The organism is Pseudosulfitobacter pseudonitzschiae, assembly GCF_900129395.1.
Classification (GTDB): Bacteria; Pseudomonadota; Alphaproteobacteria; order Rhodobacterales; family Rhodobacteraceae; genus Pseudosulfitobacter; species Pseudosulfitobacter pseudonitzschiae.
In genome coordinates this window covers 66,698-91,007 of record NZ_FQVP01000001.1, presented here as the reverse complement: position 1 = coordinate 91,007, position 24,310 = coordinate 66,698, and the positions used below count along the sequence as shown (strand labels likewise).

The following is a 24,310-nucleotide window of genomic DNA, read 5'->3' as shown; positions in this document are numbered from 1 at the left end:
CCCTTAAACGCCTGCGTAGATCTCCGCGATGCGGGCCACAGCGGCCTCGGCGGTCATCTCTTCGCTCTCGCCGGTGCGGCGCGAGGTCAGCTCGACCACACCGTTTTTCAGCCCGCGCGGGCCGACGGTGATGCGCCATGGCAGGCCGATCAGGTCCATCGCGGCAAACTTGCCGCCTGCCCGCTCATCGCGGTCGTCATAAAGCGGCTCGAACCCTTTGGCAGTCAACTCTTTGTACAGCGCCTCGCAGGCACCGTCAGTCGCCTCGTCACCTTGACGCAGATTGACGATACCGACGTGGAAGGGGGTCACGCCCTCGGGCCAGATGATGCCGTTTTCGTCGTGGTTCGCCTCGATGATCGCACCCAGCAGGCGGCTGACGCCGATGCCGTGGCTGCCCATGTGCACCGGCACCTGTTTGCCATCGGGTCCCTGGACCACTGCGCCCAGCGGTTCGGAATACTTGGTGCCGAAATAGAAGATCTGACCGACCTCGATGCCGCGCGCGATGCGGCGGCGGTCTTCGGGGACCTGTTCGAACAGGGCCGGGTCGTGGGTCTCGTCCGTGCGGGCGTATTTGGTGGTGAACTCTTCCATCACCGCGGCGCAATCTTCGACGCTGTCATAATCGATGTCGCGGTCACCGAATTTCAGGTCTGTCACGGCGCTGTCATAGAAGACCTCGCTCTCGCCGGTTTCGGCCAGCACCAGGAATTCATGGGTGTCGTCACCGCCGATGGGGCCACTGTCGGCGCGCATCGGGATCGCTTGCAGGCCCATGCGCTCATAGGTGCGCAGGTAGGTGACCAGGTGACGGTTGTAGGCGTGCAGCGCGTCCTCTTTGGTCAGGTCGAAGTTATAGCCGTCCTTCATCAGGAATTCACGGCCCCGCATCACGCCAAAGCGCGGGCGGATCTCATCGCGGAATTTCCACTGGATCTGGTACATGGTCAGCGGCAGATCCTTGTAGCTGCTGACGTTCGCGCGGAAGATGTCGGTGATCAGTTCTTCTGCGGTGGGCGTGAACAGCATGTCGCGGTCGTGCCGGTCCTTGAACCGCAGCATTTCCGCACCGTAAGCGTCATAGCGCCCACTTTCGCGCCACAGGTCGGCGGACTGGATCGTGGGCATCAGCATCGGCATGTGACCGGCGCGGGCCTGTTCCTCGTGCACGATGTTTTCGATCTTGCGCAGGACCTTGAAGCCCAGCGGCAGCCACGAATAGATCCCTGCGCTGGCTTGTTTGATCATGCCCGCCCGCAGCATCAGGCGGTGGCTGACGATCTGTGCCTCGCTGGGGGTTTCCTTGAGAACGGGCAGAAAATAACGGCTCAGACGCATCATGGCCTCCTTGGAACGGTGTTTGGGTCTGATTAGGGCATTGCTGGCGCTGTCGCAATTGGGAAAGCGGGGGGATGGGGGACAGCGGCGGGTTTGGGCAGCGCTTTGGGATATACGACGGCCTGCGGCCCCGTTTCTGCGCAGCGAACCGAGCGGAAAGAGCGCAATCTGGACTTTCACCCTGATATCCCCGCCTGACCGCCACCTGCATCGATGCCTACGGAGCAAGCGTCAGCAACCGCTTGCGAATGAACATGATTTTCATTCGCAAATACAAGTGCTTGCGAATTCAGCCTCACCTCTCTATCTGACGGGTCACACTGCACGGGACAGCCATCATGACCACGATCAAGCTTGCGATTGGCAGTATTTTCGTGGGGTTTGCGGTGCTCGGCCTGAAAACTCTGGCCTATTGGCTGACGGGATCGGTGGCCCTGCTTTCGGATGCGCTGGAAAGCACGGTGAACGTGGCGACGGCCTTTGCCGCGCTGATTGCCATTCGCGTGGCGGCGAAACCGGCGGATGCGGATCACCCCTGGGGCCATCACAAGGCCGAATTCTTCAGCGCGGTGCTGGAAGGCGTGATGATCATCGTCGCCGCCCTTTTGATCCTGCACGAGGCATATGACGGGTTCATGACCCCTGCCCCGCTGGACGCGCCGCTTGAGGGGCTGTTGATCAACATGGGTGCGACCGTGATCAACGGCATCTGGGCCTGGGTGCTGGTGTCGCGGGGACGTGAGCAGAAGTCGCCCGCGTTGGTGGCGGACGGCAAGCATCTGGTGACGGATGTGCTGACCTCGGTCGGGGTGGCCGCAGGCGTTTTGCTGGCGGTCGGCACCGGCTGGTGGATACTCGATCCGCTGCTGGCCGCGCTGGTGGCGGTCAATATCCTGTGGTCGGGCTGGAAGATCGTGCGGGATTCGCTCAGCGGGCTGATGGACGAGGCTGTGTCCGAGGCGACGCTTGCCCGCATCCGCGAGATCATCGCCACACAGGCCGACGGCGCGACCGAGGCTCACGACCTGCGCACGCGCCATGCAGGGTCTGCGATCTTCATCGACTTCCACCTGGTTGTTCCCGGCGACACCACGGTGTTCGAGGCGCATGAAATCTGCGACCGGATCGAGAACGCGCTGAAGGAAAAGCTGGAGGTGACGCATATCACCATCCACGTCGAACCCGAGCATAAATCCAAACAGACCGGCATCATCGTCCTGGACTGAACCGCCGCCGCACCGGCCGGCAATTCGGCGTTGCAGGCGGTGCCCCCCTTGCCAAGCCGGGCAATTCGGGGAAACATCTTTGCCAATCAAGCCGGTGCTGGTAAGGGCTGGGTAGCGAAAACATTTGAACCATCAAGGATCGCGGCATGGCAGGCGAGTTGCCCGACTATTACTTCAGGGTACGCGAAAACGGAGCGGCGGTGTTTCGCATCGACACCGAAAACCGGCAACGGCGGATCGAGATGGACCAGATTGCGGTCATCAACATCCGCAACGGCGAGGTAAAGCCGCACGGCGACCGTACGCTGAGCGACGAGGATATGGCCGAGATCAAATCGTGGATGGCTTCGCGCCAGGCGCTGCTGGCCGCGCGTGACATCGACGATATTCACCGGGCCGTGGACTATCTGAACTTGACGACACATTGGGCACAGTCCAAGGCCACCGACGAGCAACTGGATGATGTCACCGATGCGCTGTTGCTGGCCATGCATGATCTGCGCAGCGTGCTGGTGCGCAAGAAGGCCGACCGGCTGATGCAGGGCTAGTGCCGAATTTTCTGGCGCGCGCCAGGGTGAAAGGCCAAGCCATTTCGATCCAAATGCCAAGTCCTGCTGGCTTAAACCTGCCCTTGGACGTGGCATGGAGCAAGGTCCGCTTCGCGGACTTTGCTGCCGTTTGAATTGGAGTGCTAAGCCGCGCATCGTCGGGCCGAGGTGCGGCGATCGGACCTTGGTGTCTGGCACTTTATGGCAGCCAAACACATCCGAGCTATCGGTCAGGCGCAACAGAAACCAAATCGCCGCGCCGTGGGGCGGCCCGGCGATGCGCGGCGGCCTGCGGCCTTGATCCCGCGCAGGGGATTGCGGAAAGGGCTCAGACCAGACCTTCGCTGCATTTTTCACGAATGACCGCTTAACCCCTGCCCTGTCGTTCGGATGTGCCGCCGCGCTCTAGCTAAATGTCGCCTTTGCCTGGCATCTGACAGTCAGGCGCGCCCCACCTTGGGGAAGCTGACCCGCCAGAAACGCCAGGCCAGTGTCAGCGCCGCGGTGCCCAGGCCCACCACAAGGCCGAACCACACGCCCACCCCACCCATATCCAGCACAAAGCCGAACAGATAGGCCGTGGGCAGCCCCACCAGCCAATAGCTGATACCAGCCAGCACCATCGGCATCGATGTGTCCTGCAGCCCGCGCAGCAGGCCAAGTGCAATCACCTGCACCCCGTCGACCAGCTGGAACAGCGCCGCCACCGCCAGCAGGCCCACACCGATCAGCATGATCTGGTCGCGCGCAGGTTCGTCCCGCTGGACAAAGACCGAGATCAGCGTCTCGGGCCACAGCAGGAATACCGCCGTGGTGATCAGCGCCATGCACAGCGACAACACAAAGGCCGTGCGGGCGCCCCGTGCCATATGCAGCGCATCGCGGCGGCCCAGTGCATTGCCTGCGCGGATGGTGGCGACGTTGGACAGGCCAAGGTGCACCATGAAGGTCAGTCCCGCCATCTGGACGGCGATCCCGTGGGCGGCCAATGGTACGGTGCCAAGCCAGCCCATCATCACGGCAGATGCGGCGAACAGCCCTGCCTCGGACAGGCTGGTGATGCCGATGGGCAGGCCCAGCCGGAACACCCGCGCCATCATATGCCAGTCGGGCCGCCACAGGCGCACAAAAATCTGGTGCTGCGGCAGCGTGCGCAGGGCGTAGATGATCACGCCCACAAGGCTGACCGCCTGTGTTGTGATCGACGCAATGGCCGCCCCGCGCACGCCCAGTTCGGGCGCGCCCCAGTTGCCGAAGATCAACGCATAGTTGGCCAGCCCGTTGACCACCGCCGCCGCGATGGTGATCCACAGCACGATCTGCGTACGCCCCAGCGCAGCAAGATAGGATTTCATCACCATGACCAGCAGTGCCGGCACCATGCCCCAGCCCGCAATTCCAAGGTAAAGCGCCCCGTCGCGGGCGACCTGGTCGGTCTGGCCCAGCATCAGCAGCACCGGCTTGGCCCAGATGAACAGGGGGGCGACCACAGCGCCAAAGCCCACCGAAAGCCAAAGGCCCATGCGGGTGGCACGGCGCAGCGACACCTCGTCACCCTCGGCATCATAGGAGGCGACCATGGGCATCACGCCCCAGGCAAAGCCGCTGCCCAGCAGGAAGATCACGAAGAAATAGGTCGACGCCAGCGTCACGGCGGCCAGCGCCTCGACCCCGTACCAACCCAGCATCACGGTATCCGTCACACCGATGGCCATCTGGCCGATGTGCCCGCCGATCAACGGCAAGCCCAGCACCAGCATGGCGCGGACGTGGCCGGGATAGGTCATCCGCGGCATTTGGGGTTGGGTCATGTCTGTCATGCCCATCCCCTTAGCCGCGGATCGCTGCCTTTAAAAGAGGCGTTATGAAAACACGTCCAGGTGGGTGTCTTTAAAGCCGCTGGTGTGTTTCAGCCCATAGCCCATCGCCCTGTCCATGCCGATATGCGCGACCAGGATGGCGGTCAGCGGCAGGGCTGCAGGACTGTCCAGCGCGTAAAGGATCGCGCCGATCGCGAGAACGGGGGTGTAGCTGTGGATCAGGTTGTAGCAGATCGCGCCGATGCGGGGGCCTGCAAGGTATCCCAGCATGGCCAGATCAGGGGCGAGGATCAGGGCGGCGAACAGCCACCAGGAAGCGCCGGACAAATGGAAAGCCCATAGGGCTGCAACAAAGATCGCGGCGCCTTCGGCGCGCAGGGTGCGGGACATTGAGGGGGTCATGGTGTGTGTCATGTTTTGGCTCCTATGCAACAGATGTGGCGCAGGGATTAGATGAACACCATTGTTCAAATACGCATATTCACCTAGAAAGAAGTTATGAGCATACCGCTGACATCGCTGGACCTGATCCCCGCCTTTTGCGCCGTCATGGAGCGTGGATCGCTGTCTGCGGCCGCGCGTCTGTTGGGGCTGTCGCAGCCCACCGTGCGGCGGCAGATCGAGACGCTGGAGGCCGAGTTGGGCGCGCGGTTGTTCACGCGGGCGCAGAACGGGCTGACCGCGACACCTTTGGCCGAACGGTTGCATGGCCCCGCGCAAGCGGTGCTGAACGGGGCCTATGGTCTGCGGCGGCTGGTGGATCAGGGACACGAGGTTGCAGGCGTCGTGCGCCTGACCTGTCCACGCGTGATGGCCGTGCATGTGGTGCCGCCGCTGCTGGCAGCGTTGCGTGCCCGATATCCGCGCCTCTTGATCGAACTGGCGGCCACCGACAGCACCGAAGACCTACTGCACCGTGCCGCCGACGTGGCCATACGCACCGCGCCGCTGACACAAAAGGCGCTGGTCGCACGCAACCTGCCTGCGGTGGACTTGGGCCTATTTGCCGCGCCGGAACTGGATGTAGGGCGGGATGTGCCCTTGGAGACCTGCCCGTTCATCAGCGACGACCGTGCGGGTCGGATCGCGGCGGGACTGGCAGCACGCGGACTGCCCGAGCCGCATAACGTGGTGCTGCGCAGCGACGATGCGCTGGTGCAGATCGCGGCGATAGCGGCGGGTATGGGCGTCGGCCTGTGCCAGTCGGGGATCGCCAGACGGTTGGGCTTTGTGCGGGTTCTGCCCGACCTGTCTGTGCCGATGCCCTGCGCGGTGACGATGCACGAGGACCAGCGGGACAGCCCGGCGGTGCGGGCGGTGTTTGACGGGTTGGTTGCAGGGTTGCCTGCGGTTCTGGCCGGCTAAGGTGCACGGCGGATGTGATGCAGGCGCCCCTTGCGCCCACCAGACACGCCAACGGCCCCCAACCGGGGGCCGCTTGCCTGTTTGCCAGACCTGTCTGCTCAGGTCGCCTTCGCGTCGGCCAACCCGCCCAGTTCGTGGTCGTCGAGGTTCATCACATCCTCGTCCGATTTTTCCCAATCGCGGCGGTCCTGTTCCGTGGCCTTGGGCGAAAACAGCCCTGTGACCGCATAAAGGATGCCGATCACCGGTGCGGTCCAACAGGCAAAGGCCAACGGGATGTAGAGCAGGTTTTGCAGATTGCCGCTCATCACGCCAAGGCCCAGCGCGCTGATGACGAAAGCACCACCGGCGTTCCACGGGATCAGCGGGCTCATCAATGTGCCGCCCTCTTCCACGGCGCGGCTGAGGTTCAGTGTGGAATAGCCCATGCCGCGGTACAGCGGCGCATACATCCGCCCCGGCAATGCAATCGAGATATAGGGATCGCCTGCAACGAGGTTGGTCGCAAATGCGGTTCCGATGGCCGAGCTTTGCACGGCACCAAAGCTTTTGACCCGCGCGATGATGGCGTGAATGATTGCTTCGAGACATCCCGTCCGTTCAAGCGCGCCGCCAAAGCCCAGGGCGATCAGCATCAGTGAAATGGTCCACATCATCGACTGGATGCCACCGGCATTCAACAAGGTGTCAATATCCGCAACGCCGGTTTCAATGGCATAGCCCGATTGCGCGTAGGCAAAGACCGAATGCAGCCCCTCGCCCTGCCAGAACACGGCCACCAGCCCACCTGCGACCACACCGGCAAACAGCGACGGAAGCGGCGGTTGGCGCAGCAGCGCCAGACAGATCACCAGCAGCGCGGGCAGCAGCGGCACAAGGCCAAGGGCAAAGGTCTCGTCAAGTTGCGTGGTGATCTGGGAAATGCCGCTGACGTCACCTGTGGCCCCCTCTTCGATCATCACAAAGCCCACGACAACATAGATCGTCAGCGCGATCAGCATCGCAGGCACGGTGGTGGGCATCATGTTGCGAATGTGGTCAAAGACATTTGTGCCCGTCACCGCAGGTGCGAGGTTCGTGGTGTCGGACAGGGGCGAAATCTTGTCCCCGAAGAAGGCGCCAGAAACGATCGCGCCCGCAGTCCAATAGGCCGGTATCCCAAACCCCGCGCCGATCCCCATCAGGGCCAGCCCGACGGTGCCCACGGTGCCCCAACTGGTCCCGAGGGACAAAGACACCACGGCACACAGGATCATCGCCGCAGCCAGGAAGACCGAAGGGGTGAGAAGTGTCAGCCCGTAATAAATCAGTGTCGGCACGGTGCCGGCCGCAATCCATGTACCGATGATCATCCCGACCACGATCAGAACGGCAAGCGATGGCATCGAGACGTGAATGACGTGGAAAATACCTTCGCGGATATCAAGCCATGTCTGGCCTCGCAGAACACCAAGCAGCGAGGTGATGGCAAGGCCGATGGCAAGCGGAATATGCGGTGTGAAATCACCGTAGTAAAACAATTGCAGGGCCAATAGCCCCAGCGTGAGCAATACAGGCAGAAGAGCAAGCGATAGGCTGGGCAATTCCTTTTTCATGAATGGCGTCCCTCGTTTTTACGTTTTTTGACGTTATCGTCCCTTGGCCCAACACATCGCGAATGCGTTGAGTTCCGAAATCCGTGCCGATGCCCGCTGAGGCGCGGTGCGGACCGCAGGACAATAATCAAGGTCGCGGATTGCCCGCGCCTGCGGTTACGTGGGGATCGGTGCCTTGAAGACAAAGAACGCACCGGCGCAGATCAGTGCGAAACCAACCATATGGTTGATCGTAAAGCGTTCGCCCAGATAGAGCACCGAAAAGCCTGCAAAGACGCACAGGGTGATGACCTCTTGCATGACCTTGAGCTCGGCGGTGGCATAGACCGCATGGCCGATCCGGTTGGCCGGAACCGCGAGGCAATATTCAAACAGCGCGATGGCCCAGCTGAGCAGAATGACCATCAAAAGCGGCCGGTCGGGGTATTTCAGATGCCCGTACCAGGCGAAAGTCATGAAGACGTTTGACCCGATCAGCAACAGGATCGGCGCAACGGAGGGAGAGATGAATGACACGGTGTCCTCGGAGGGTGTTTGATCTGGTTACTGGCTTGGGTCGGGCGGAGTGCCGCGGTTCGGCATGATCGTATGCATGGCAGTATGAGGATGACCCGCCCCCATGCACTGGGCAATGCGTGAAGGGCCGCGCCCGACGCACTGCCATCCCGAACGCGTACGAATTGTAATCGGCGCACTTTGGGTAAGACGTGCGGGCGCAGCCTTGAGTGGTCAACCGGCGGGCGCGTCCAGTTCCGCCACGCTGCTTGCGAGGTTTAGCGCCACCAGCGTCGCCTTGGCCATGTCCTGCACCGACACCCATTCCAGCGGGCCGTGCACGTTCTGCATGCCGCAAAAGATATTGGGACAGGGGGTCCCGAACTCGGTCAGGCGTGACCCGTCTGTGCCGCCGCGGATTGCGCCCGACACCGGTTCCATCCCCGCTTTGCGCACGGCGGCAAGCGCCATATCCACGGGCGTCATGTCCTTTTCCAGCCAATAGCGCATGTTGCGGTACTGGTGGGTGATATCACAGGTGATCCGCGCGCGCGGCTCGGTCGCCGCAACGGTTTCGCAGACCTGACGCAAGAGCGCGCCCTTGGCCTCCAGCCCTTCCATTTCAAAGTCGCGCAGGATGAAGTGCATCTCGACCTCGGCCGCGCTGCCGGTCATCGACACCGCGTGGATGAACCCCTCGCGGCCCTCAGTCGTTTCGGGGGTCATGGTGACATGCGGCAATGTCATCAGCACCTTGGCCCCCAGATGCAGGGCGTTGACCAACTCGTCCTTGGCCCAGCCGGGGTGGATCGACACGCCGGTGATTTTGACAACGCCCGCGTCCGCCGAAAAGCTCTCGTATTCCACGTCACCGGGCGTCGAGCCGTCGAATGTATAGGCAAAATCGGCCCCCAGATCGGCGGGCAGGTTCGGCGTGACGCCGCGCCCGATTTCCTCGTCGGGGACAAAGGCCAGACGGATCTTGCCATGCGCGATGTCAGGATTGTCCAGCAAGTGCCGCGCGGCGGTCATCACGACGGCCACGCCGGCCTTGTCGTCGGCACCCAACAGGGTGGTGCCGCTGGCGGTGATGATATCCTCGCCCACCTTCTCGGACAGGAACGGGTATTCCTCGGGCGACAGCCGCAGGTCGGGCGCGTCGGCAAAGCTGATGTCGCCGCCGTTATAGCCGCGATGCACCACGGGTTTCACGCCGGTGGCATTGAACTGGGGCGCCGTGTCGACATGGGCGAGCCATCCCATCACGGGGGCATCAACGCTCTGGGTTGCGGGGATGGTGGCCAGAACGACGCTGTCCTGGCTAAGGGTCACATCCTGCGCGCCCATCGCTTTCAGTTCGTCCATCAGCAGGCGCGACATATCCAGCTGGATTTTCGTGCTGGGGACCGATGCGCTGTGGCCGTCGCTTTGGCTGTCGATTTTGGCGTAGCGGACGAGGCGGTCTTCCAGTTCGGTGTCGAAATCGGTGCGCATGGCGGTTCTCCTGGATCCGGGGGTTGGGCGCATGTGGAAGCGGGCGCGCGTGCGTGTCAAGGGATTGACGCCGTGGGACACGGGCGCAATGTAACAGCTCTGTAACAGGAGCCTGCCCCATGAACACGATCCTTGAACCCGCCCGCGAAACGCCCGTGATCCATGACACCGAGGTGCTGGTCGTGGGCTCGGGCCCCGGTGGTCTGGCGGCGGCGATTGCAGCGGCGCGGGCGGGGGCGAAGGTGGCCTTGCTGGACCGGTTCGGCTGTTTTGGCGGCAACATCACGGCGGTGGGTGTCGAAGGTTTCGCGTGGTATCGCCACGAAGCCACCATCGAGGCCGGTGGACTAGGCACCGAATTCGAGGAGCGCGCCAAGGCGATGGGTGCCGCCACGCCCGAAAGCCAGTCGCTGAGCTATGAGTTGGACAGCGAGGGGTTCAAGCTGGTCGCGGATCGGATGGTCGAAGAGGCGGGCATTACGCCCATGCTTCACCGCCAGTTCGTCGCGCCGATCATGGAGGGCGACCGGATCACCGGCGTGATCGTGGAATCGAAAGCGGGCCGCGAGGCGATCACCGCGCGGGTGGTCATTGACGCCACGGGCGACGCCGACGTGGCGCACCGGGCGGGGGCTGCCACGGTGAAAACGCCCGTGGAAGAGATGCAGGCGGCCAGCGTGATGTTTCACATCGCGGGCGTGGACAAGGAGGCGTTTCTGGCGGGGGTCAAGGCCGATCCGCAGACCTACAAGGACTGGTCGACCGGCGAATGGGTGGTCGAGACCGACGGAAAGGAGGACGATATGTATTCGCCGTTCCTTGGCAAGCCGTTCGAGCGGGCGATCAAGGAGGGGCTGATCCCGGCGCATCTGAACACGATTGGCGGCACATGGGGCGCGGTGCATGACAGTGGCGAGATGACCTATATGAACCTGGTGCATCTGGCGGGCTGTGATGGCACAGACCCCGACAGCATGACCCGGTTCGAGATGGAGGGCCGCACGCAGGCGATGGTGGCGATTGATGTGCTGCGCGCCTACACCCCCGGCTGTGCTGCGGCACGGTTGCGCAATTTCGGGATGACCATCGGCATCCGCGATACCCGCAAGATCGACGCGGTCTACAACATGACCGAGGACGACGTGCGCCACGAGGCGCGCTTCGACGACAGCATCGGGATTTACCCCGAGTTCATCGATGGCTACGGCGTGCTGATCCTGCCGACCACTGGACGGTACATGCATATCCCCTATCGCTGCATGTTGCCCAAGGGGGTTTCGGGCCTGTTGGTGACGGGCCGCGCCATTGGCGGCGACAAGATCGCCCATGCGGCCACGCGCAACATGGCGTGCTGTGCGGTGGCCGGCCAAGGCGCCGGCGTGGCGGCCGCGCAGGCAGTGGCGCGGGGCGTGGCGCTGGATGCGGTGGACATTGCGGCGGTGCAGGAGGTGCTGCGGGATCAGGGCGTCCGAGTGCAGTGACGCGATTTTGGTGTGAGATGGCTGTGACGGTCGCATGAGAGACCTGATCTGGACGAAAAGGCGGGTCTTCCGACACGGGGCGGCGCGGGTCTGATTTGAACCCTTTCTGCTTGTTGAAGCGATATCGCCAGAGTTAGATTTATGCGGTTCATTTGAGGTGTAAACTAGATGGATTTGGTTTGGAAATGCATAGACTGGGAATGGTCTGATAATCAGACACCAGATGATACCGCGATATTACATGCGACCGAACTACTGAAGGCCACGAAGGCCGCCAACCTTTTCCCAGAGTCGGCTGTATCGGGTTACTCCCCTACCGTACGCTTTTTTTGGAGAGGCGGTACTGTCGAAGTTGAAGTCTTTCAGAATAGCTTTGAACTCTATTTTCTGCCGAGTCATGAAGACAAGCGAAGTTTTTCGATCACTGAGTTCGATGCAACATCACCTGATGCGCTTCCAAGACTTATCATGCATTTAACCACTACACTGTCACAACTCTGAGGCTGAATCCAACGGCAACTTAGTCCCGCGTTAAGGACATTGATCGGCCCGCCCGGCGAAACGGCTTCGCGGTTCACGGCGAAGGTCGCAAAATCACTCCCGCGCCCAGAAAGATAGGCGACCTGCCATTCCCCCTGCCCCCTTGAAACCAAACGCCCTATGGGCGATGTGTAAAACTGACTTTTGCAGGAGCGTCACATGGGTTTGCCCGTCCGCGATCAAATGAGATACTGGGGCGTTGCCGCGGTGATCTTTTTCGTCCTGCTCTGGGCGCTTGGCAACGTGCTTGTGCCTTTCCTGCTGGGCGGGGCGATTGCCTATTTCCTGGACCCGGTTGCGGACAAGCTGGAACGGCTGGGGGCCAGCCGGGTACTGGCGACCGCGATCATCACGCTGGTGGCGCTGCTGCTGTTCGTGCTGATGGCACTGCTGGTGATCCCGACGCTGGTCAACCAGTCGGTGCAACTGTTCAACACCGCGCCTGATCTGGCCAAGAATTTCGGCACCTTCCTGACCGAGCGGTTCCCGTCGCTGCTGGATGCCGACAGCACCCTGCGCCAGTCGCTGGACAGCCTGGCCGCCACCGTACAGGAACGCGGCGGTGAACTGGTCACCACCGCACTGAGCAGTGCCGCGTCGCTGATCAACATCGCGGTTCTGTTCGTGATCGTGCCGGTGGTGTCGGTCTACCTGCTGCTGGACTGGGACAACATGGTGGCGCGCATTGACGAGCTGCTGCCCCGTGACCATGCACCCACGATCCGCAAGTTGGCAGGCCAGATCGACAAGACGCTGGCGTCCTTCATTCGCGGCATGGGCACGGTTTGTCTGATCCTGGGCGCCTATTACGCGATTGCGCTGATGCTGGTGGGGCTGCAATTCGGGCTGGTCGTGGGGTTCGTCGCCGGGCTGATCACGTTCATCCCCTATCTGGGCGCACTGATCGGCGGGGCGCTGGCGATCGGGCTGGGGCTGTTCCAGTTCTGGGGCGACTGGGTGTCGCTGGGGCTGGTCGCGGGTATCTTTATCGTCGGTCAGGTGATCGAGGGCAATTTCCTGACGCCCAAGCTGGTTGGCAACTCGGTGGGATTGCACCCCGTCTGGCTGATCCTTGCCCTGTCCGTCTTTGGCACGCTCTTTGGCTTTGTGGGCATGCTGGTGGCCGTGCCGGTGGCGGCGGCTCTGGGCGTGGTGACACGTTTCGCCGTCCAGCAATACCAGCAAAGCCTGCTCTACCGCGGCCTGTCGGATCACCACCTTACGGACGAGGGCCATGTCGTTCCCGACCGGACCGACGCGGACTGAACCATGTCACAACAACTCAGTTTTGACCTGCCGGTGCGCACCGCACTGGGACGCGACGATTTCATGGTTTCCCCCGGCAATGCGGTGGCGGTCAGCCTGATCGAGGCATGGGACAACTGGCCCGGGGGCAAGCTGGTGCTGACCGGCCCGCCCGGTGCGGGCAAGACCCACCTGACCCACGTCTGGGCGGGTATGGCGGGCGCACGGATCGTGGCAGCCCGCGACCTGGCCGAAGCCGACATTCCCGACCTGGCAGGCGGGCCGATCGCGGTCGAGGATGTGCCACAGATCGCAGCGGATGCCGATGCGATGACCGCGTTGTTTCACCTGCACAATCTGGCGCTGGCCAATGGTCATCCGCTGCTGATGACCGGACGCGGTGCGCCGGTGCATTGGGGGCTGGGCCTGCCCGACCTGCAAAGCCGCGTGGGCGGCACCCCGGCGGCGATCCTCGAGTTGCCCGACGACAGTCTGCTCACGGCGGTGCTGGCCAAGCTGTTCGCGGACCGCCAACTGAAACCCCGTATCGATGTGATCCCCTATCTGGCGATGCATATGGAACGGTCGTTCGACGCCGCGCGGCGTATGGTGGCGGTGCTGGATGCAGAATCGCTGAGTGCGCAAAAGCCGCTGACCCGCGCCATGGCAGCCAAGGTTCTGGGCCGCGAAGCCGAGTGATCCGGCAGATAAGCGCCGGACCGCCATCTTAAAATGGTTTCAAGGGCTTAAAGCTGGACATTTAAGGTACAAACGCGCCAAGCTTGTTATCAATCCGTTACAATCCCGGTTTATCAGCGCGCCATGTCACAGGCAGATTTCCTCACCCACCCGTTCCCCGAGCCGCAGGCCCTCGATGATCTCGATTTGTCGGGCCCCGGTCGCTTTGTAAACCGCGAGCTGAGTTGGCTGGCCTTCAACTGGCGGGTGCTGGAAGAGGCAGAGAACCGGCGTGTGCCGCTGTTGGAGCGCCTGCGGTTTCTATCGATCAGCGCGGGCAACCTGGACGAGTTTTACACCGTGCGTGTCGCGGGCCTGCGTGAGCTTGCCATCGCGGGCAACACCATGCCCGCTGCCGACGGGCTGACCCCCGCCGAGCAACTGGTTCTGATCAATGACAACGCCCGCGCGCTGATGCTGTCGCAGCAACGGGTGTTGTCGGACCTGTTGGCCGAAATGGAAGCCGAGGGCATCGACGTGCTGAAGCGCGAGGAACTGACGCCCAGCGACAAGGCATTTCTGAGTGATTATTTCCTGAACCATGTCTTTGCGGTTCTGTCGCCGCTGGCGATTGATCCGGCACACCCGTTCCCGTTTATCCCGAACACCGGCTACGCGCTGGCCTTGCAGCTGGAACGCAAGTCGGACAAGCGCCCGTTGCAGGCGCTGCTGCCGATCCCCGCACAGATCGACCGCTTTGTTGCCCTGCCCGGTCAGGACACGCGGTTCCTGCCGCTTGAAGAGTTGCTGGTCGAACAGATCGGCACCCTGTTCCCCGGTTACAAGCTGACCGCGCACTTCGAATTTCAGGTGCTGCGTGACAGCGATCTCGAGGTCGAGGACGAAGCCGAGGACCTGGTGCGCGAATTCGAAGTGGCACTCAAACGCCGCCGCCGTGGCGAAGTGGTGCGGATGCTGCATTCGGCCGGCGCGCCCGAGCGGTTGAAATCGGTGATCATGCGCGAACTGAACGTCATGCACTCCGAAGTGATCGAGATTGACGGAATGATCGGACTTGCCGATCTGGGCAAGCTGGTGCTGGACAGCCGTCCCGACCTGTTGTGGCCCACCTTCACCCCGCGCGTGCCCGAACGGGTCACCGACTTTGACGGGGACATGTTCGCGGCGATCCGTCAAAAGGACATGCTGCTGCACCACCCCTATGAAACCTTCGAGATGGTGATCCGCTTTCTGCAACAGGCAGCGCGCGATCCCAATGTGGTGGCGATCAAACAGACGCTGTACCGGACTTCGAAACGCTCGCCGATTGTCGAAGCCCTGTGCGAGGCGGCCGAGGACGGCAAGTCGGTCACTGCGCTGGTCGAGTTGAAAGCCCGCTTTGACGAAGCGGCAAACATTCACCAGTCGCGGCGTCTGGAGCGCGCGGGCGCGCATGTGGTCTATGGGTTTCTGGACCTGAAAACCCACGCCAAGATCAGCACGGTGGTGCGCCGCGAGGGTGACGAACTGGTGACTTACACCCATTACGGCACCGGCAACTATCACCCGATCACCGCCCGGATTTATACCGACCTGTCGCTGTTCACCTGTGACCCCAAGCTGGGCCGGGATGCCACCAAGGTCTTTAACTTCCTGTCCGGCTATGCCGAGCCGGAAGAGTTGGACAACCTGGCGATCTCGCCCACCACGCTGAAGCCGCGCCTGCTGGAAATGATCGCCAACGAGGCCGAACATGCGGCCGCCGGACGGCCTGCGGAAATCTGGGCCAAGATGAACGCGCTGATCGACGCCGAGGTGATTGATGCGCTTTATGCAGCCTCGCAGGCCGGCGTGAAAATCAGCCTTGTGATCCGCGGCATCTGTGGCCTACGCCCCGGTGTAAAGGGGCTGAGCGAGAACATCCGCGTCAAATCCATCATCGGACGGTTCCTGGAACATTCGCGGATCGTCTGCTTTGGCAACGGCAAAGGGCTGCCCCACAAGAAAGCGCGGGTGTTTATTTCCTCTGCCGACTGGATGGGCCGCAACCTGAATCGCAGGGTGGAAACGCTGGTCGAGATCGAGAACCCGACGGTGAAATCGCAAATCACCAGCCAGGTCATGGCGGCAAACCTTGCGGATGTGGCGCAAAGCTGGGTGATGGCACCGGATGGAAAATTCGTGCGTCCCGAGGTGCCCGAAGGCGATTTCGCGTTCAACTGCCACAGGTTCTTCATGGAAAACCCGTCCTTGTCGGGCCGCGGTTCAGCCGGCGCATCCGATGTGCCACAATTGACTCACGCCGAGGACTGATTGACCCCGCGCCCCCCGTGGGCCATGTTCGGAAACGACACTGCGGCGGCCACAGGGAACCGAATGACCGATCAGACCGAACAGGCCAGCACTCCGGCAACCGACCCTGTTGCACCGCATGACTGGGGCCCGTTCGGGCGGCCCCTGTTCGAAGATCCCGGCGCGCGGGCGTTGGCCCGTGTGGGGGTGGTCGACATCGGATCGAACTCGGTCCGCTTGGTTGTTTTCGACGGAGCAGCGCGCAGTCCGGCCTATTTCTACAACGAAAAGATCATGTGCGCGCTGGGTGCGGGGCTGAGCGAGAGCGGCACCTTGAACCCCTCGGGGCGCAAGCGGGCGCTGGCGGCGCTGATCCGTTTCAAACATCTGGCCGACGGGATGAACCTGCCCGAACTGACGCTGGTGGCGACAGCGGCTGTGCGCGACGCCTCGGACGGGGCGGATTTCTGCGCCGATGTGCTGCGCGAGACAGGCCTGCGCATCTGGGTGATCGACGGGCGCGAAGAGGCGCGGCTGTCGGCGCAGGGTGTTTTGCTGGGCTGGCCCGGTGCCTACGGGCTGGTTTGTGACATTGGCGGCTCGTCGATGGAACTGGCCGAGATTTCCGGCGGCCGTGTCGGACGGCGCGAGACATCGCAACTTGGCCCGCTCAAGCTGGTGGACGTCAAGGGCGGCAAGAAGGGCCGCCGCGAGCATATCGCCGCCGTGATGGACCAGTTGCAAGAAGCCATGGGCATACAGCGCGACCGGCTGTTTCTGGTGGGTGGCTCGTGGCGGGCGATTGCACGCATCGACATGTACCGCCGCAATTACCCGCTGCACGTGCTGCACGAATACCGCATGACGCCCAAGGGCGTGGCCAAAACCGTGGCCTTTATCGCCAAGAGCGACCCCGAGGAGCTGCGCAATGCCTGTGGCATCTCTGCGCAACGGATGGGGCTGGTGCCGCTGGCCGCCGAAGTGCTGTCGCGGCTGGTGCGCACGTTCAAGCCCAAGGACATTGCGGTGTCGTCCTATGGCATCCGCGAGGGGTTGCTGTACGAACAGATGCCCCAGCGCCTGCGCGACCGCGATCCGCTGATCGAATCCTGCCGCTTTGCCGAAGCCAAGGATGCCCGCCTGCCCGGTTTTGGCCGCACGCTTTATGAATTCATCATGCCCCTGTTCAAATCCGCACCAGTGCAGCGCAAGCGGCTGATCAAGGCGGCCTGCCTGCTGCACGACGTCAGCTGGCGCGCCCACCCAGATTACCGCGCCGAGGTCTGTTTCGACAACGCAACGCGGGCGAACCTGGGCGGGCTGAAACATTCGGAGCGGATTTTCCTGGGGCTGGCGCTGTTGCACCGCTATTCCAACAAAAGCGAAGGCACGCCCTTCGAAAACCTGTACGAAATGCTGGATGAAAAGACCCGTTTGCAGGCCGAGATACTGGGCAAAGCAATGCGGTTCGGGGCGATGTTCTGGATGCAGAAGGATGCGGATCGGGGCGAATTCCGGTGGTACCCGCAAAAGAAACAGCTCGAGCTGCATCTGTCCCCTGCCGTGGTGCCGCTTTACGGCGAAGTGGCCGAGGCGCGGCTGGCATCGCTGGCGGGCAGCCTGGGCGCCGAACTGACGGTCAAGACGCGGCGGCGTACGCCACGGGCGTCAGAAGATACCGGAGCGAGCGAGGGCAACACCTGACCGGCGTCCGTGCGCAACCGGCTCAGATTTCGACTTCACCCTCTTTCGGCAGGTATTCTGGTGCCTCGGGCTTGCGGCGGATGATGATGTCGCCGTTGGGCAGGACCTCGGGCGCGTCGTAGACGCTCCAGTCTTCGACCTGCCCCATCAGATCGCGCAGCGCGGGTCCCATCGTTTCGGCAAAACTGCGCATGGCGGGGCCAAACTCTTCGGCCAGCTCACCCAGATTGTCGATGGCTGGCTCCATTTCCTTCATGATGCCTTCCATGAACATCCTGGCCCCCCGCTCCATCAGCGACAGGCCTTCGCCGTCGTCCTGCGCATAGGACGGCGTGGCCAGCGCGGCCACCAGCGTTACGGGAATGAACAAACGTTTCATGCCATCCAATATGGGGACAAACCATGACAATTCAAAGTGGCTTCAGATGTCGATGTCCAGGGTCACCGGAAAATGGTCCGAAGCCGTCACCAGCGCATCGCGCAATTCGGGCACATGCCAGCAATCGGGATCGTCCAACGGATGCCAGATGCGCCAATCGACGGCGCGTGGCCGCAAGTCGGGCGAGACCATGATATAGTCCAGCAACGCCTGCAGATACCGTTTCTCGGGGCGTATCCAGAACCGCGCGCTGGTGGGCATCACGCCCAGACGCCGCCCCAATGCCAGGCGCGCGTGGGGGTCGTAAAGCTGTGGCTGGCCTTCGGCCCCCAGCAGGATTTCCACCGACGAGCGACCAAAAAGGTGTTCATATTCATCCAGCCCCGGCCCGTCGTTCATGTCCCCCATCACGATCAGCGGCGTGCCCTCCTCCAGATGCGCGGTGATGCGGGCGCGAAGCCAGATCGCCTGGGCCAGTTGCTTGCGGCGGTTGGCGATGGAATGGCGCATGATCTCGGCTTCGGTGACTGCGCCGTGCGGGGCCTTGGATTTCAGGTGCGCACCGATCATGCGGAATTCGAACCCGGTGGCCCGCGCGCGCATCGCCAATTCCAGCGGTGGCTTGGAAAAGCGGATCAGATCCTCGGTGTCGTCCACGTCCAGGTCAATGCGAAAGGTGCCGTCGAAACGCGGCGCATCGCGGGCGCCTTTTTTCCCGGTGTCATGGCCGATGGGGTCGTGGGTGGCCTCCAGCACATCAGGATCGTACAGCAAGGCAATCTCTTGCTGGGTGTCATTGGCAAAGCCGATCACGGCGCGGCGGGCGCGCAGGTCGAACAGTTGGGCAAAGGCTTCAAGCGCGCGCACCGTGTCGCGGTGACGGTTCTGGTCGGGGGCTTCGATCACCATGACCGCGTCCGCATCCAGCGCGGTGAAAACGATCCCCAACGCCTCAAGCTGCTGTGCGCGGGTGATGTTGTAACGTGCCGACCAGCCGTCGTCGGACAGCGGTGTGCCTACATCGTCGAACAGCGCGTTGAACCATTCGACGTTGTAAGTGGCCAGCCGCATCAGGCCGCGCCGGAGGTGGTCGTTTCCTGAATTTCTTCCCACGCGCGGTTGATCTCGATCAGCCGTTTCTGGGCCATGCCGATGGCCTCTTCGGGCAGGCCGCGCGACATCAGCACATCGGGATGATTCTCGCGCACCAGCTTTCGCCATGCGGAACGGGTGGTCTCCAGATCGGCACCGCATTCGACGCCCAGAACCGTGTAGGGGTCACATTTCTGATTGGGCACCGCGCGGGCGCGCAGGGCAGCGAAACGCGCGGGGGCCAGTTCGAATATCTCGGCGACCTGTTCCAGAAAGGCGGCCTCGGCCTCGTGATACAGACCATCGGCCATGGCGATGTGAAACAGCCCTTCCATCAGGTCGTACAGCGTCTCAGGCTGGTCGCGGAACATCGACTGGATGCGGCGGGCGTAGACGTCAAAGCCTGCGACGTCCTGCCGGGCCAGATTGAACACGCGGGCCGCACCCGCCTCGTCCTCGGGGGCGATGTGGAACACCTCGCGGAAGGCCATGACCTCGGAGCGGGTCACGCGCCCGTCAGCCTTGGCCATCTTGGCAGACAGCGCAATCACCGCGATGGCAAAACCCACCGAGCGTTCGGGGGGCGTGCGCAAACGGTCAAAAACTGCGGACAGGCCTTCGCCAGCGGTCAGGGCGCTGAGGGCTTCGGTTATGCGGGTCCAGATCGACATGGGGCGCACCATAAAGAAATCACGGGATGGAGTCAGGATGGGATCGGAGGTAAATCCAATAAATCTGACTAAATCACTTTGTGCATTAAAATCAGGTCGAACCACTGACCGAACTTGTAGCCCGCCTGCGGGATGCGGCCCGAATGCGCAAATCCAAGGCGATTGTGAAAAGCGACGGCGTCGGGATTGCCGCCGCTGATCCCTGCCACCAGCACGTGGATGTCCGCTGCTTTGGCATCTGATTCCAGCGCGTCCATCAACGCACGACCCAGCCCCCGCCCCCGCGCCTGAGGTCCCAGCATGATCGAATGTTCTGCAGTGTGACGATAGCCCGGGCCGCTGCGAAAGCTGCCGAAGGTGGCAAAGCCTGCGACGGTGCCATCCGTCTCGGCCACGCGAAAGGCCCCGGCCCGCTCGACGATCATCTGCGCAACGGCCGCGTCGCTTTTGGTGTCAGTGGTGAATGTGACGTGCGGCTGGGCGATCACCGCGTTCCAGATGGCGGCGATTGCAGGCGCATCGTTGGAGCGTGCCGCGCGGATCACAGGGTGCGCGGTCCGTGGGGGGTGTCAAACTCGGCCCGCAAGGCGGCGGGGCCGGTGTCGAACACCACGCGGGCGTCGTGCAGAATGTGGGCAAGTGCGGCGCGCAGGTCATCGGCCTGCGGATGGCTGACGATCAGGCGTTTCAGGCGCACGCCGCTGGTCGCCAGACGGTCGGCGGGGTGCTGTGTGGTTTGCCACTGGATCAGCGCAGGCCAGCAGTTGTCATAGGGCAGCACGCCGCTGGCCGGTACCGCCATGCGCCAGCGCAGGTCGCCGCGTTGCAGGTCCACCGGTTGGCCTGCCCCGTCAGGCGGCAGGTCCGGCATCTGCATCAGCACCGCATCCATGTCGGCACAGCGGCAAATCCAGTTGGTCAACCGCGCAGGGCCCTCGAACCGATCCAGATCGAACCAGCGTGGGCGGTCGGGTCGCGGGGCGGCGGGGTTGATCGCGATGGCCTCGAGATACAGCCCCTCCTCCAGCCCTAACAAGGTGTTGTGGGTGTGGAACACGGCATGCTCTCCGCCCGACTGCATCTTTACACCAAGCGCGGATTCTACATGCTCTGTCGCCTCGGCCAGCGTGGCAGCGGCAACGGCAATATGGTCGAACTGCATCATACCCGGTTTCCTGTGTCAAAAACTGATGGGCTGCGCCCGTCCATCGCACCTTGGTACATCGCGGCAAAACTGAAAACAGCGATCTGTGTGTCGCGCAAACAAACCCTTGGGGAACTCACCCTTACTTCTTCGCGTGTCCGACTGTTCCAATGGGCTTTAAACACACGCTTCAGGGGAAATTTGTTGACAATAAGGCGATGCCCCCTGCAATCTAGGGTAGTAGTACGAGTTTCGTTTTGTTGAATTTTTGACATTGCAGAGCGTTACGCTTGAATATTTGAAACCGGTTTCGCCTGCATAACAGGGACACACTTCATGATAAAATCAATCAAATCGCCCACGCTGCGCATGGGGGCTGGCCTTGCCACGGCTGCGGCCTTGCTTTTCCCGGCGGTCGAAGCGCGGGCGCAGGAATTTTATATAGGCACCATCCAGGCCTATGGCTTCAATTTCTGCCCGCGCGGAACCTTGCCCGCTGCTGGCCAACTGCTTCCGATTTCGCAATATCAGACCTTGTTTTCATTGCTGGGCGTTCAATACGGCGGCGACGGGCGCACGACCTTTGGATTGCCCGACCTGCGAGGCCGCAGCATGGTGGGCTTTGGCACCCAACCGGGGCTGGACCCGATCAGCATGGGGCAGAAGGTGGGCCAGCGCAGTTTTACACTGACCCCCCAGCAAATGCCGCAGCACAACCACATGATCGCGGTGACCAGTTCTGTCGCCAACGAGAAGGGTCCGGCCAACGACATTCTGGGCGCGTCCAGCACGGATATGACCAAGCGGGACGTCTACACCTATTCCAACGCTCAGCCGAATTCCTTCCTGCGCCCCGATTCAGTCAGCACCGCAGGCAACAGCGCACCGGTGAACCATCGCAGCCCCGCACAGGGGGTGAACTTCTGTATCGTCAGTGATGGCATTTACCCCTCGCGTCCGTAAACAAGGGGCAATGGAAACAAGGCGCGGGCCGCTCCGTCACTGGGGCGGCCCGTTTTCCGTTCAGCCGCGGGTTTCGCGGATCAGGCGCAGGATGTCCTGAGCTGCGGCGGGGATGTTCGTGCCGGGGCCAAAGATCGCCTTGACGCCCGCGTCATAGAGGAACTGGTAGTCCTGTTGCGGGATGACACCGCCGCAGATCACCAGAATGTCGCCCGCACCTGCGTCTTTCAGCGCCTGCACCAATTGCGGGGCCAGTGTCTTGTGACCTGCGGCCTGCGAGCTGATGCCGATGACGTGCACGTCGTTGTCGACCGCGTCCTGCGCGGCCTCTGCGGGTGTCTGGAACAGCGGGCCCACGTCCACGTCAAAGCCGATGTCGGCAAAGGCGGTGGCGATAACCTTGGCACCGCGGTCGTGACCGTCCTGCCCCATCTTGACCACCAGCATACGCGGGCGGCGGCCTTCTTCCTCGGCAAAATCCTCGACCGATTTCTGGATCGCGGCAAAGCCTTCGTCGCCCTCGTAGGCGGCGCCATAGACGCCCGCCAAGGTTTTGACTTCGGCGCGGTGGCGGCCGAATACTTTTTCCATCGCCATGCTGATTTCTCCCACAGAGGCGCGGGCGCGCGCGGCTTCTACCGCTGCGTCCAACAGGTTGCCACCCTCGCGCGCGCGGCGGCTGAGTTCATCCAGAGCCGCCGTACAGGCCGCGTCGTCGCGGGTGGCGCGGATTTTTTCAAGCCGTGCAATCTGGCTGAGGCGCACAGCCACGTTGTCGACGTCAAGGATGTCGATCGGCTCTTCCTTGTCGCGGCGGTATTTGTTGACGCCCACGATCACCTCGTCGCCGCGGTCGATGTTGGCCTGACGGGTCGCGGCGGCCTCTTCGATGCGCAGCTTGGGCATGCCGGAGGCGACCGCCTTGGTCATGCCGCCCAGTTCCTCGACCTCTTCGATCAAGGTCCACGCGGCCTCGGCCAGATCATGGGTCAGCTTTTCGACATAGTAAGACCCGGCCAGCGGATCGACGACATTGGTCACGCCGGTTTCTTCTTGCAGGATCAACTGGGTGTTGCGCGCGATGCGGGCGGAATGTTCGGTAGGCAGGCCAATCGCCTCGTCAAGAGAGTTGGTGTGCAGCGACTGGGTGCCACCCAGAACCGCGCTCATCGCCTCGTAGGCGGTCCGCACCACGTTGTTGTAGGGGTCCTGTTCCGCAAGGCTGACACCGGATGTCTGGCAATGGGTGCGCAGCATCGAGGATTTGGCGTCCTTGGGTTCGAACTCTTCCATGATCCGCGACCACAGCAGGCGCGCGGCGCGCAGCTTGGCGGCCTCCATGAAAAAGTTCATTCCGATGGCGAAGAAGAACGACAAGCGCGGGGCGAAACGGTCGACGTCCATACCGGCGGCGATGGCGGTGCGCACGTATTCGCGCCCGTCGGCCAGCGTGAACGCCAGTTCCTGCACAAGGTTCGCCCCCGCCTCTTGCATGTGATAGCCCGAGATCGAGATCGAGTTGAACTTCGGCATGAAATCCGAGGTGTATTCGATAATGTCCCCGATGATCCGCATCGACGGTTCCGGCGGGTAAATATAGGTGTTGCGCACCATGAACTCTTTGAGAATGTCGTTCTGGATGGTGCCTGCCAGAACCTTGCGGTCGTGCCCCTGTTCTTCGCCCGCGACGATAAAGCTGGCCAAGATCGGGATGACCGCGCCGTTCATCGTCATCGACACGCTGACCTTGTCCAGCGGGATGCCGTCAAAGAGGATTTTCATGTCCTCGACGCTGTCGATGGCCACGCCGGCCTTGCCCACGTCACCGACAACACGTTCGTGGTCGCTGTCATAGCCACGGTGCGTCGCAAGATCGAAGGCGACCGACACGCCCTGTTGACCGGCGGCCAGGTTTCGGCGGTAGAAGGCGTTGGATTCCTCGGCGGTGGAGAAACCGGCGTATTGCCGGATGGTCCACGGGCGGCCTGCATACATCGTCGCCTTCACGCCACGGGTATAGGGTGCGGCACCGGGGATGGTGCCCAGATGTTTGACGCCCTTCAGGTCGTCCTCTGTATAGAGCGGCTGTACGTCGATGCCTTCGAGGGTTTTCCACGTCAGGTCGTCCACAGGGCGACCCCGCAGTTCAGCCTCGGCCAGAGTGCGCCAGTCTGCCTTTTTATCGGTCATGGGTATGTCCTTGTGTCTGTGGGGCGCACGGCAGGATATGTCCCGCT

General features: G+C 62.5%; 22 protein-coding genes. 10 read left to right on the top strand and 12 right to left on the bottom strand.

The window, feature by feature from the left end; genetic code table 11:
- Positions 1 to 3: 3 nt before the first annotated feature.
- Positions 4 to 1,341: a proline--tRNA ligase gene (gene proS / locus BUC08_RS00390; RefSeq protein WP_037921745.1), complete on the bottom strand. Its 1,338-nt coding sequence runs from the start codon at positions 1,339 to 1,341 to the stop codon at positions 4 to 6.
- A 335-nt stretch (positions 1,342 to 1,676) separates the two neighbouring features.
- On the opposite strand from proS, the gene BUC08_RS00385 reads away from it, so the two are divergent.
- Together BUC08_RS00385 and BUC08_RS00380 are read left to right on the top strand one after the other, a co-directional pair.
- A complete protein-coding gene (locus BUC08_RS00385; RefSeq protein ID WP_162179360.1) occupies positions 1,677 to 2,567 on the top strand; it encodes a cation diffusion facilitator family transporter in 891 nt (296 codons plus the stop codon).
- 146 nt (positions 2,568 to 2,713) lie between these two features.
- On the top strand, positions 2,714 to 3,115 hold the full coding sequence (locus BUC08_RS00380; protein WP_037921750.1) for a hypothetical protein: 402 nt from the start codon (positions 2,714 to 2,716) through the stop codon (positions 3,113 to 3,115).
- 440 nt (positions 3,116 to 3,555) lie between these two features.
- On the opposite strand, the gene BUC08_RS00375 is transcribed toward BUC08_RS00380, so the two are convergent.
- Together BUC08_RS00375 and BUC08_RS00370 are read right to left on the bottom strand one after the other, a co-directional pair.
- Positions 3,556 to 4,935 (bottom strand): MATE family efflux transporter, encoded by a 1,380-nt coding sequence (locus tag BUC08_RS00375; protein ID WP_397467021.1) that lies wholly within the window; start codon positions 4,933 to 4,935, stop codon positions 3,556 to 3,558.
- 42 nt (positions 4,936 to 4,977) lie between these two features.
- Positions 4,978 to 5,349 (bottom strand): DUF4260 domain-containing protein, encoded by a 372-nt coding sequence (locus tag BUC08_RS00370; RefSeq protein ID WP_051693917.1) that lies wholly within the window; start codon positions 5,347 to 5,349, stop codon positions 4,978 to 4,980.
- A gap of 84 nt (positions 5,350 to 5,433) precedes the next feature.
- On the opposite strand from BUC08_RS00370, the gene BUC08_RS00365 reads away from it, so the two are divergent.
- Positions 5,434 to 6,300: a LysR family transcriptional regulator gene (locus tag BUC08_RS00365; protein ID WP_037921752.1), complete on the top strand. Its 867-nt coding sequence runs from the start codon at positions 5,434 to 5,436 to the stop codon at positions 6,298 to 6,300.
- Positions 6,301 to 6,398: 98 nt separating this feature from the next.
- On the opposite strand, the gene nhaC is transcribed toward BUC08_RS00365, so the two are convergent.
- The 3 genes from nhaC to pepT all read right to left on the bottom strand — a co-directional run bounded on the left by nhaC (position 6,399) and on the right by pepT (position 9,884).
- Positions 6,399 to 7,895: a Na+/H+ antiporter NhaC gene (gene nhaC, locus BUC08_RS00360; protein ID WP_037921754.1), complete on the bottom strand. Its 1,497-nt coding sequence runs from the start codon at positions 7,893 to 7,895 to the stop codon at positions 6,399 to 6,401.
- Positions 7,896 to 8,051: 156 nt separating this feature from the next.
- Complete coding sequence (locus BUC08_RS00355; RefSeq protein WP_211254176.1) at positions 8,052 to 8,411, bottom strand: DMT family protein; 360 nt, start codon at positions 8,409 to 8,411, stop codon at positions 8,052 to 8,054.
- A gap of 213 nt (positions 8,412 to 8,624) precedes the next feature.
- Positions 8,625 to 9,884 carry a peptidase T gene (gene pepT, locus BUC08_RS00350; RefSeq protein WP_037921757.1) on the bottom strand — a complete coding sequence of 420 codons (1,260 nt, stop codon included), beginning with the start codon at positions 9,882 to 9,884 and terminating at the stop codon, positions 8,625 to 8,627.
- A 119-nt stretch (positions 9,885 to 10,003) separates the two neighbouring features.
- On the opposite strand from pepT, the gene BUC08_RS00345 reads away from it, so the two are divergent.
- From BUC08_RS00345 to BUC08_RS00325, 6 genes are all read left to right on the top strand, one after another.
- Positions 10,004 to 11,365 carry an FAD-dependent oxidoreductase gene (locus BUC08_RS00345; protein WP_037921759.1) on the top strand — a complete coding sequence of 454 codons (1,362 nt, stop codon included), beginning with the start codon at positions 10,004 to 10,006 and terminating at the stop codon, positions 11,363 to 11,365.
- 168 nt (positions 11,366 to 11,533) lie between these two features.
- Entirely contained in the window at positions 11,534 to 11,866 is a 333-nt protein-coding gene (locus BUC08_RS24255; RefSeq protein WP_143186650.1) for a hypothetical protein, read from the top strand.
- Positions 11,867 to 12,064: 198 nt separating this feature from the next.
- Positions 12,065 to 13,171 carry an AI-2E family transporter gene (locus BUC08_RS00340; protein WP_051693919.1) on the top strand — a complete coding sequence of 369 codons (1,107 nt, stop codon included), beginning with the start codon at positions 12,065 to 12,067 and terminating at the stop codon, positions 13,169 to 13,171.
- 3 nt (positions 13,172 to 13,174) lie between these two features.
- The gene (locus BUC08_RS00335) at positions 13,175 to 13,849 is read left to right on the top strand and encodes a P-loop NTPase family protein (protein ID WP_037921762.1); all 675 of its coding nucleotides are present in this window, start codon (positions 13,175 to 13,177) and stop codon (positions 13,847 to 13,849) included.
- Positions 13,850 to 13,972: 123 nt separating this feature from the next.
- The gene (locus BUC08_RS00330) at positions 13,973 to 16,141 is read left to right on the top strand and encodes an RNA degradosome polyphosphate kinase (RefSeq protein ID WP_037921764.1); all 2,169 of its coding nucleotides are present in this window, start codon (positions 13,973 to 13,975) and stop codon (positions 16,139 to 16,141) included.
- A 63-nt stretch (positions 16,142 to 16,204) separates the two neighbouring features.
- Positions 16,205 to 17,824, top strand: a complete 1,620-nt coding sequence (locus BUC08_RS00325; RefSeq protein WP_051693922.1) for a Ppx/GppA family phosphatase — start codon at positions 16,205 to 16,207, stop codon at positions 17,822 to 17,824.
- Between the two features lie 22 nt (positions 17,825 to 17,846).
- Here the strand turns inward: BUC08_RS00325 and BUC08_RS00320 are convergent, their stop codons facing one another.
- From BUC08_RS00320 to BUC08_RS00300, 5 genes are all read right to left on the bottom strand, one after another.
- Positions 17,847 to 18,203 carry a hypothetical protein gene (locus BUC08_RS00320; RefSeq protein ID WP_051693924.1) on the bottom strand — a complete coding sequence of 119 codons (357 nt, stop codon included), beginning with the start codon at positions 18,201 to 18,203 and terminating at the stop codon, positions 17,847 to 17,849.
- Positions 18,204 to 18,245: 42 nt separating this feature from the next.
- Positions 18,246 to 19,274 carry an endonuclease/exonuclease/phosphatase family protein gene (locus BUC08_RS00315; protein WP_037921767.1) on the bottom strand — a complete coding sequence of 343 codons (1,029 nt, stop codon included), beginning with the start codon at positions 19,272 to 19,274 and terminating at the stop codon, positions 18,246 to 18,248.
- Positions 19,274 to 19,966, bottom strand: coding sequence for a molecular chaperone DjiA (locus BUC08_RS00310; protein WP_037922208.1), 693 nt, complete (start codon positions 19,964 to 19,966; stop codon positions 19,274 to 19,276). The genes BUC08_RS00315 and BUC08_RS00310 overlap by 1 nt, the downstream gene beginning before the upstream one ends.
- A gap of 68 nt (positions 19,967 to 20,034) precedes the next feature.
- Positions 20,035 to 20,511: a GNAT family N-acetyltransferase gene (locus BUC08_RS00305; RefSeq protein WP_037921769.1), complete on the bottom strand. Its 477-nt coding sequence runs from the start codon at positions 20,509 to 20,511 to the stop codon at positions 20,035 to 20,037.
- The gene (locus BUC08_RS00300; RefSeq protein WP_073194078.1) at positions 20,508 to 21,131 is read right to left on the bottom strand and encodes a VOC family protein; all 624 of its coding nucleotides are present in this window, start codon (positions 21,129 to 21,131) and stop codon (positions 20,508 to 20,510) included. Before BUC08_RS00300 ends, BUC08_RS00305 begins: the two co-directional genes overlap by 4 nt.
- A gap of 315 nt (positions 21,132 to 21,446) precedes the next feature.
- On the opposite strand from BUC08_RS00300, the gene BUC08_RS00295 reads away from it, so the two are divergent.
- On the top strand, positions 21,447 to 22,073 hold the full coding sequence (locus BUC08_RS00295; RefSeq protein WP_037921771.1) for a phage tail protein: 627 nt from the start codon (positions 21,447 to 21,449) through the stop codon (positions 22,071 to 22,073).
- Positions 22,074 to 22,133: 60 nt separating this feature from the next.
- On the opposite strand, the gene scpA is transcribed toward BUC08_RS00295, so the two are convergent.
- The gene (gene scpA, locus BUC08_RS00290; protein WP_037921773.1) at positions 22,134 to 24,263 is read right to left on the bottom strand and encodes a methylmalonyl-CoA mutase; all 2,130 of its coding nucleotides are present in this window, start codon (positions 24,261 to 24,263) and stop codon (positions 22,134 to 22,136) included.
- Positions 24,264 to 24,310 lie beyond the last annotated feature (47 nt).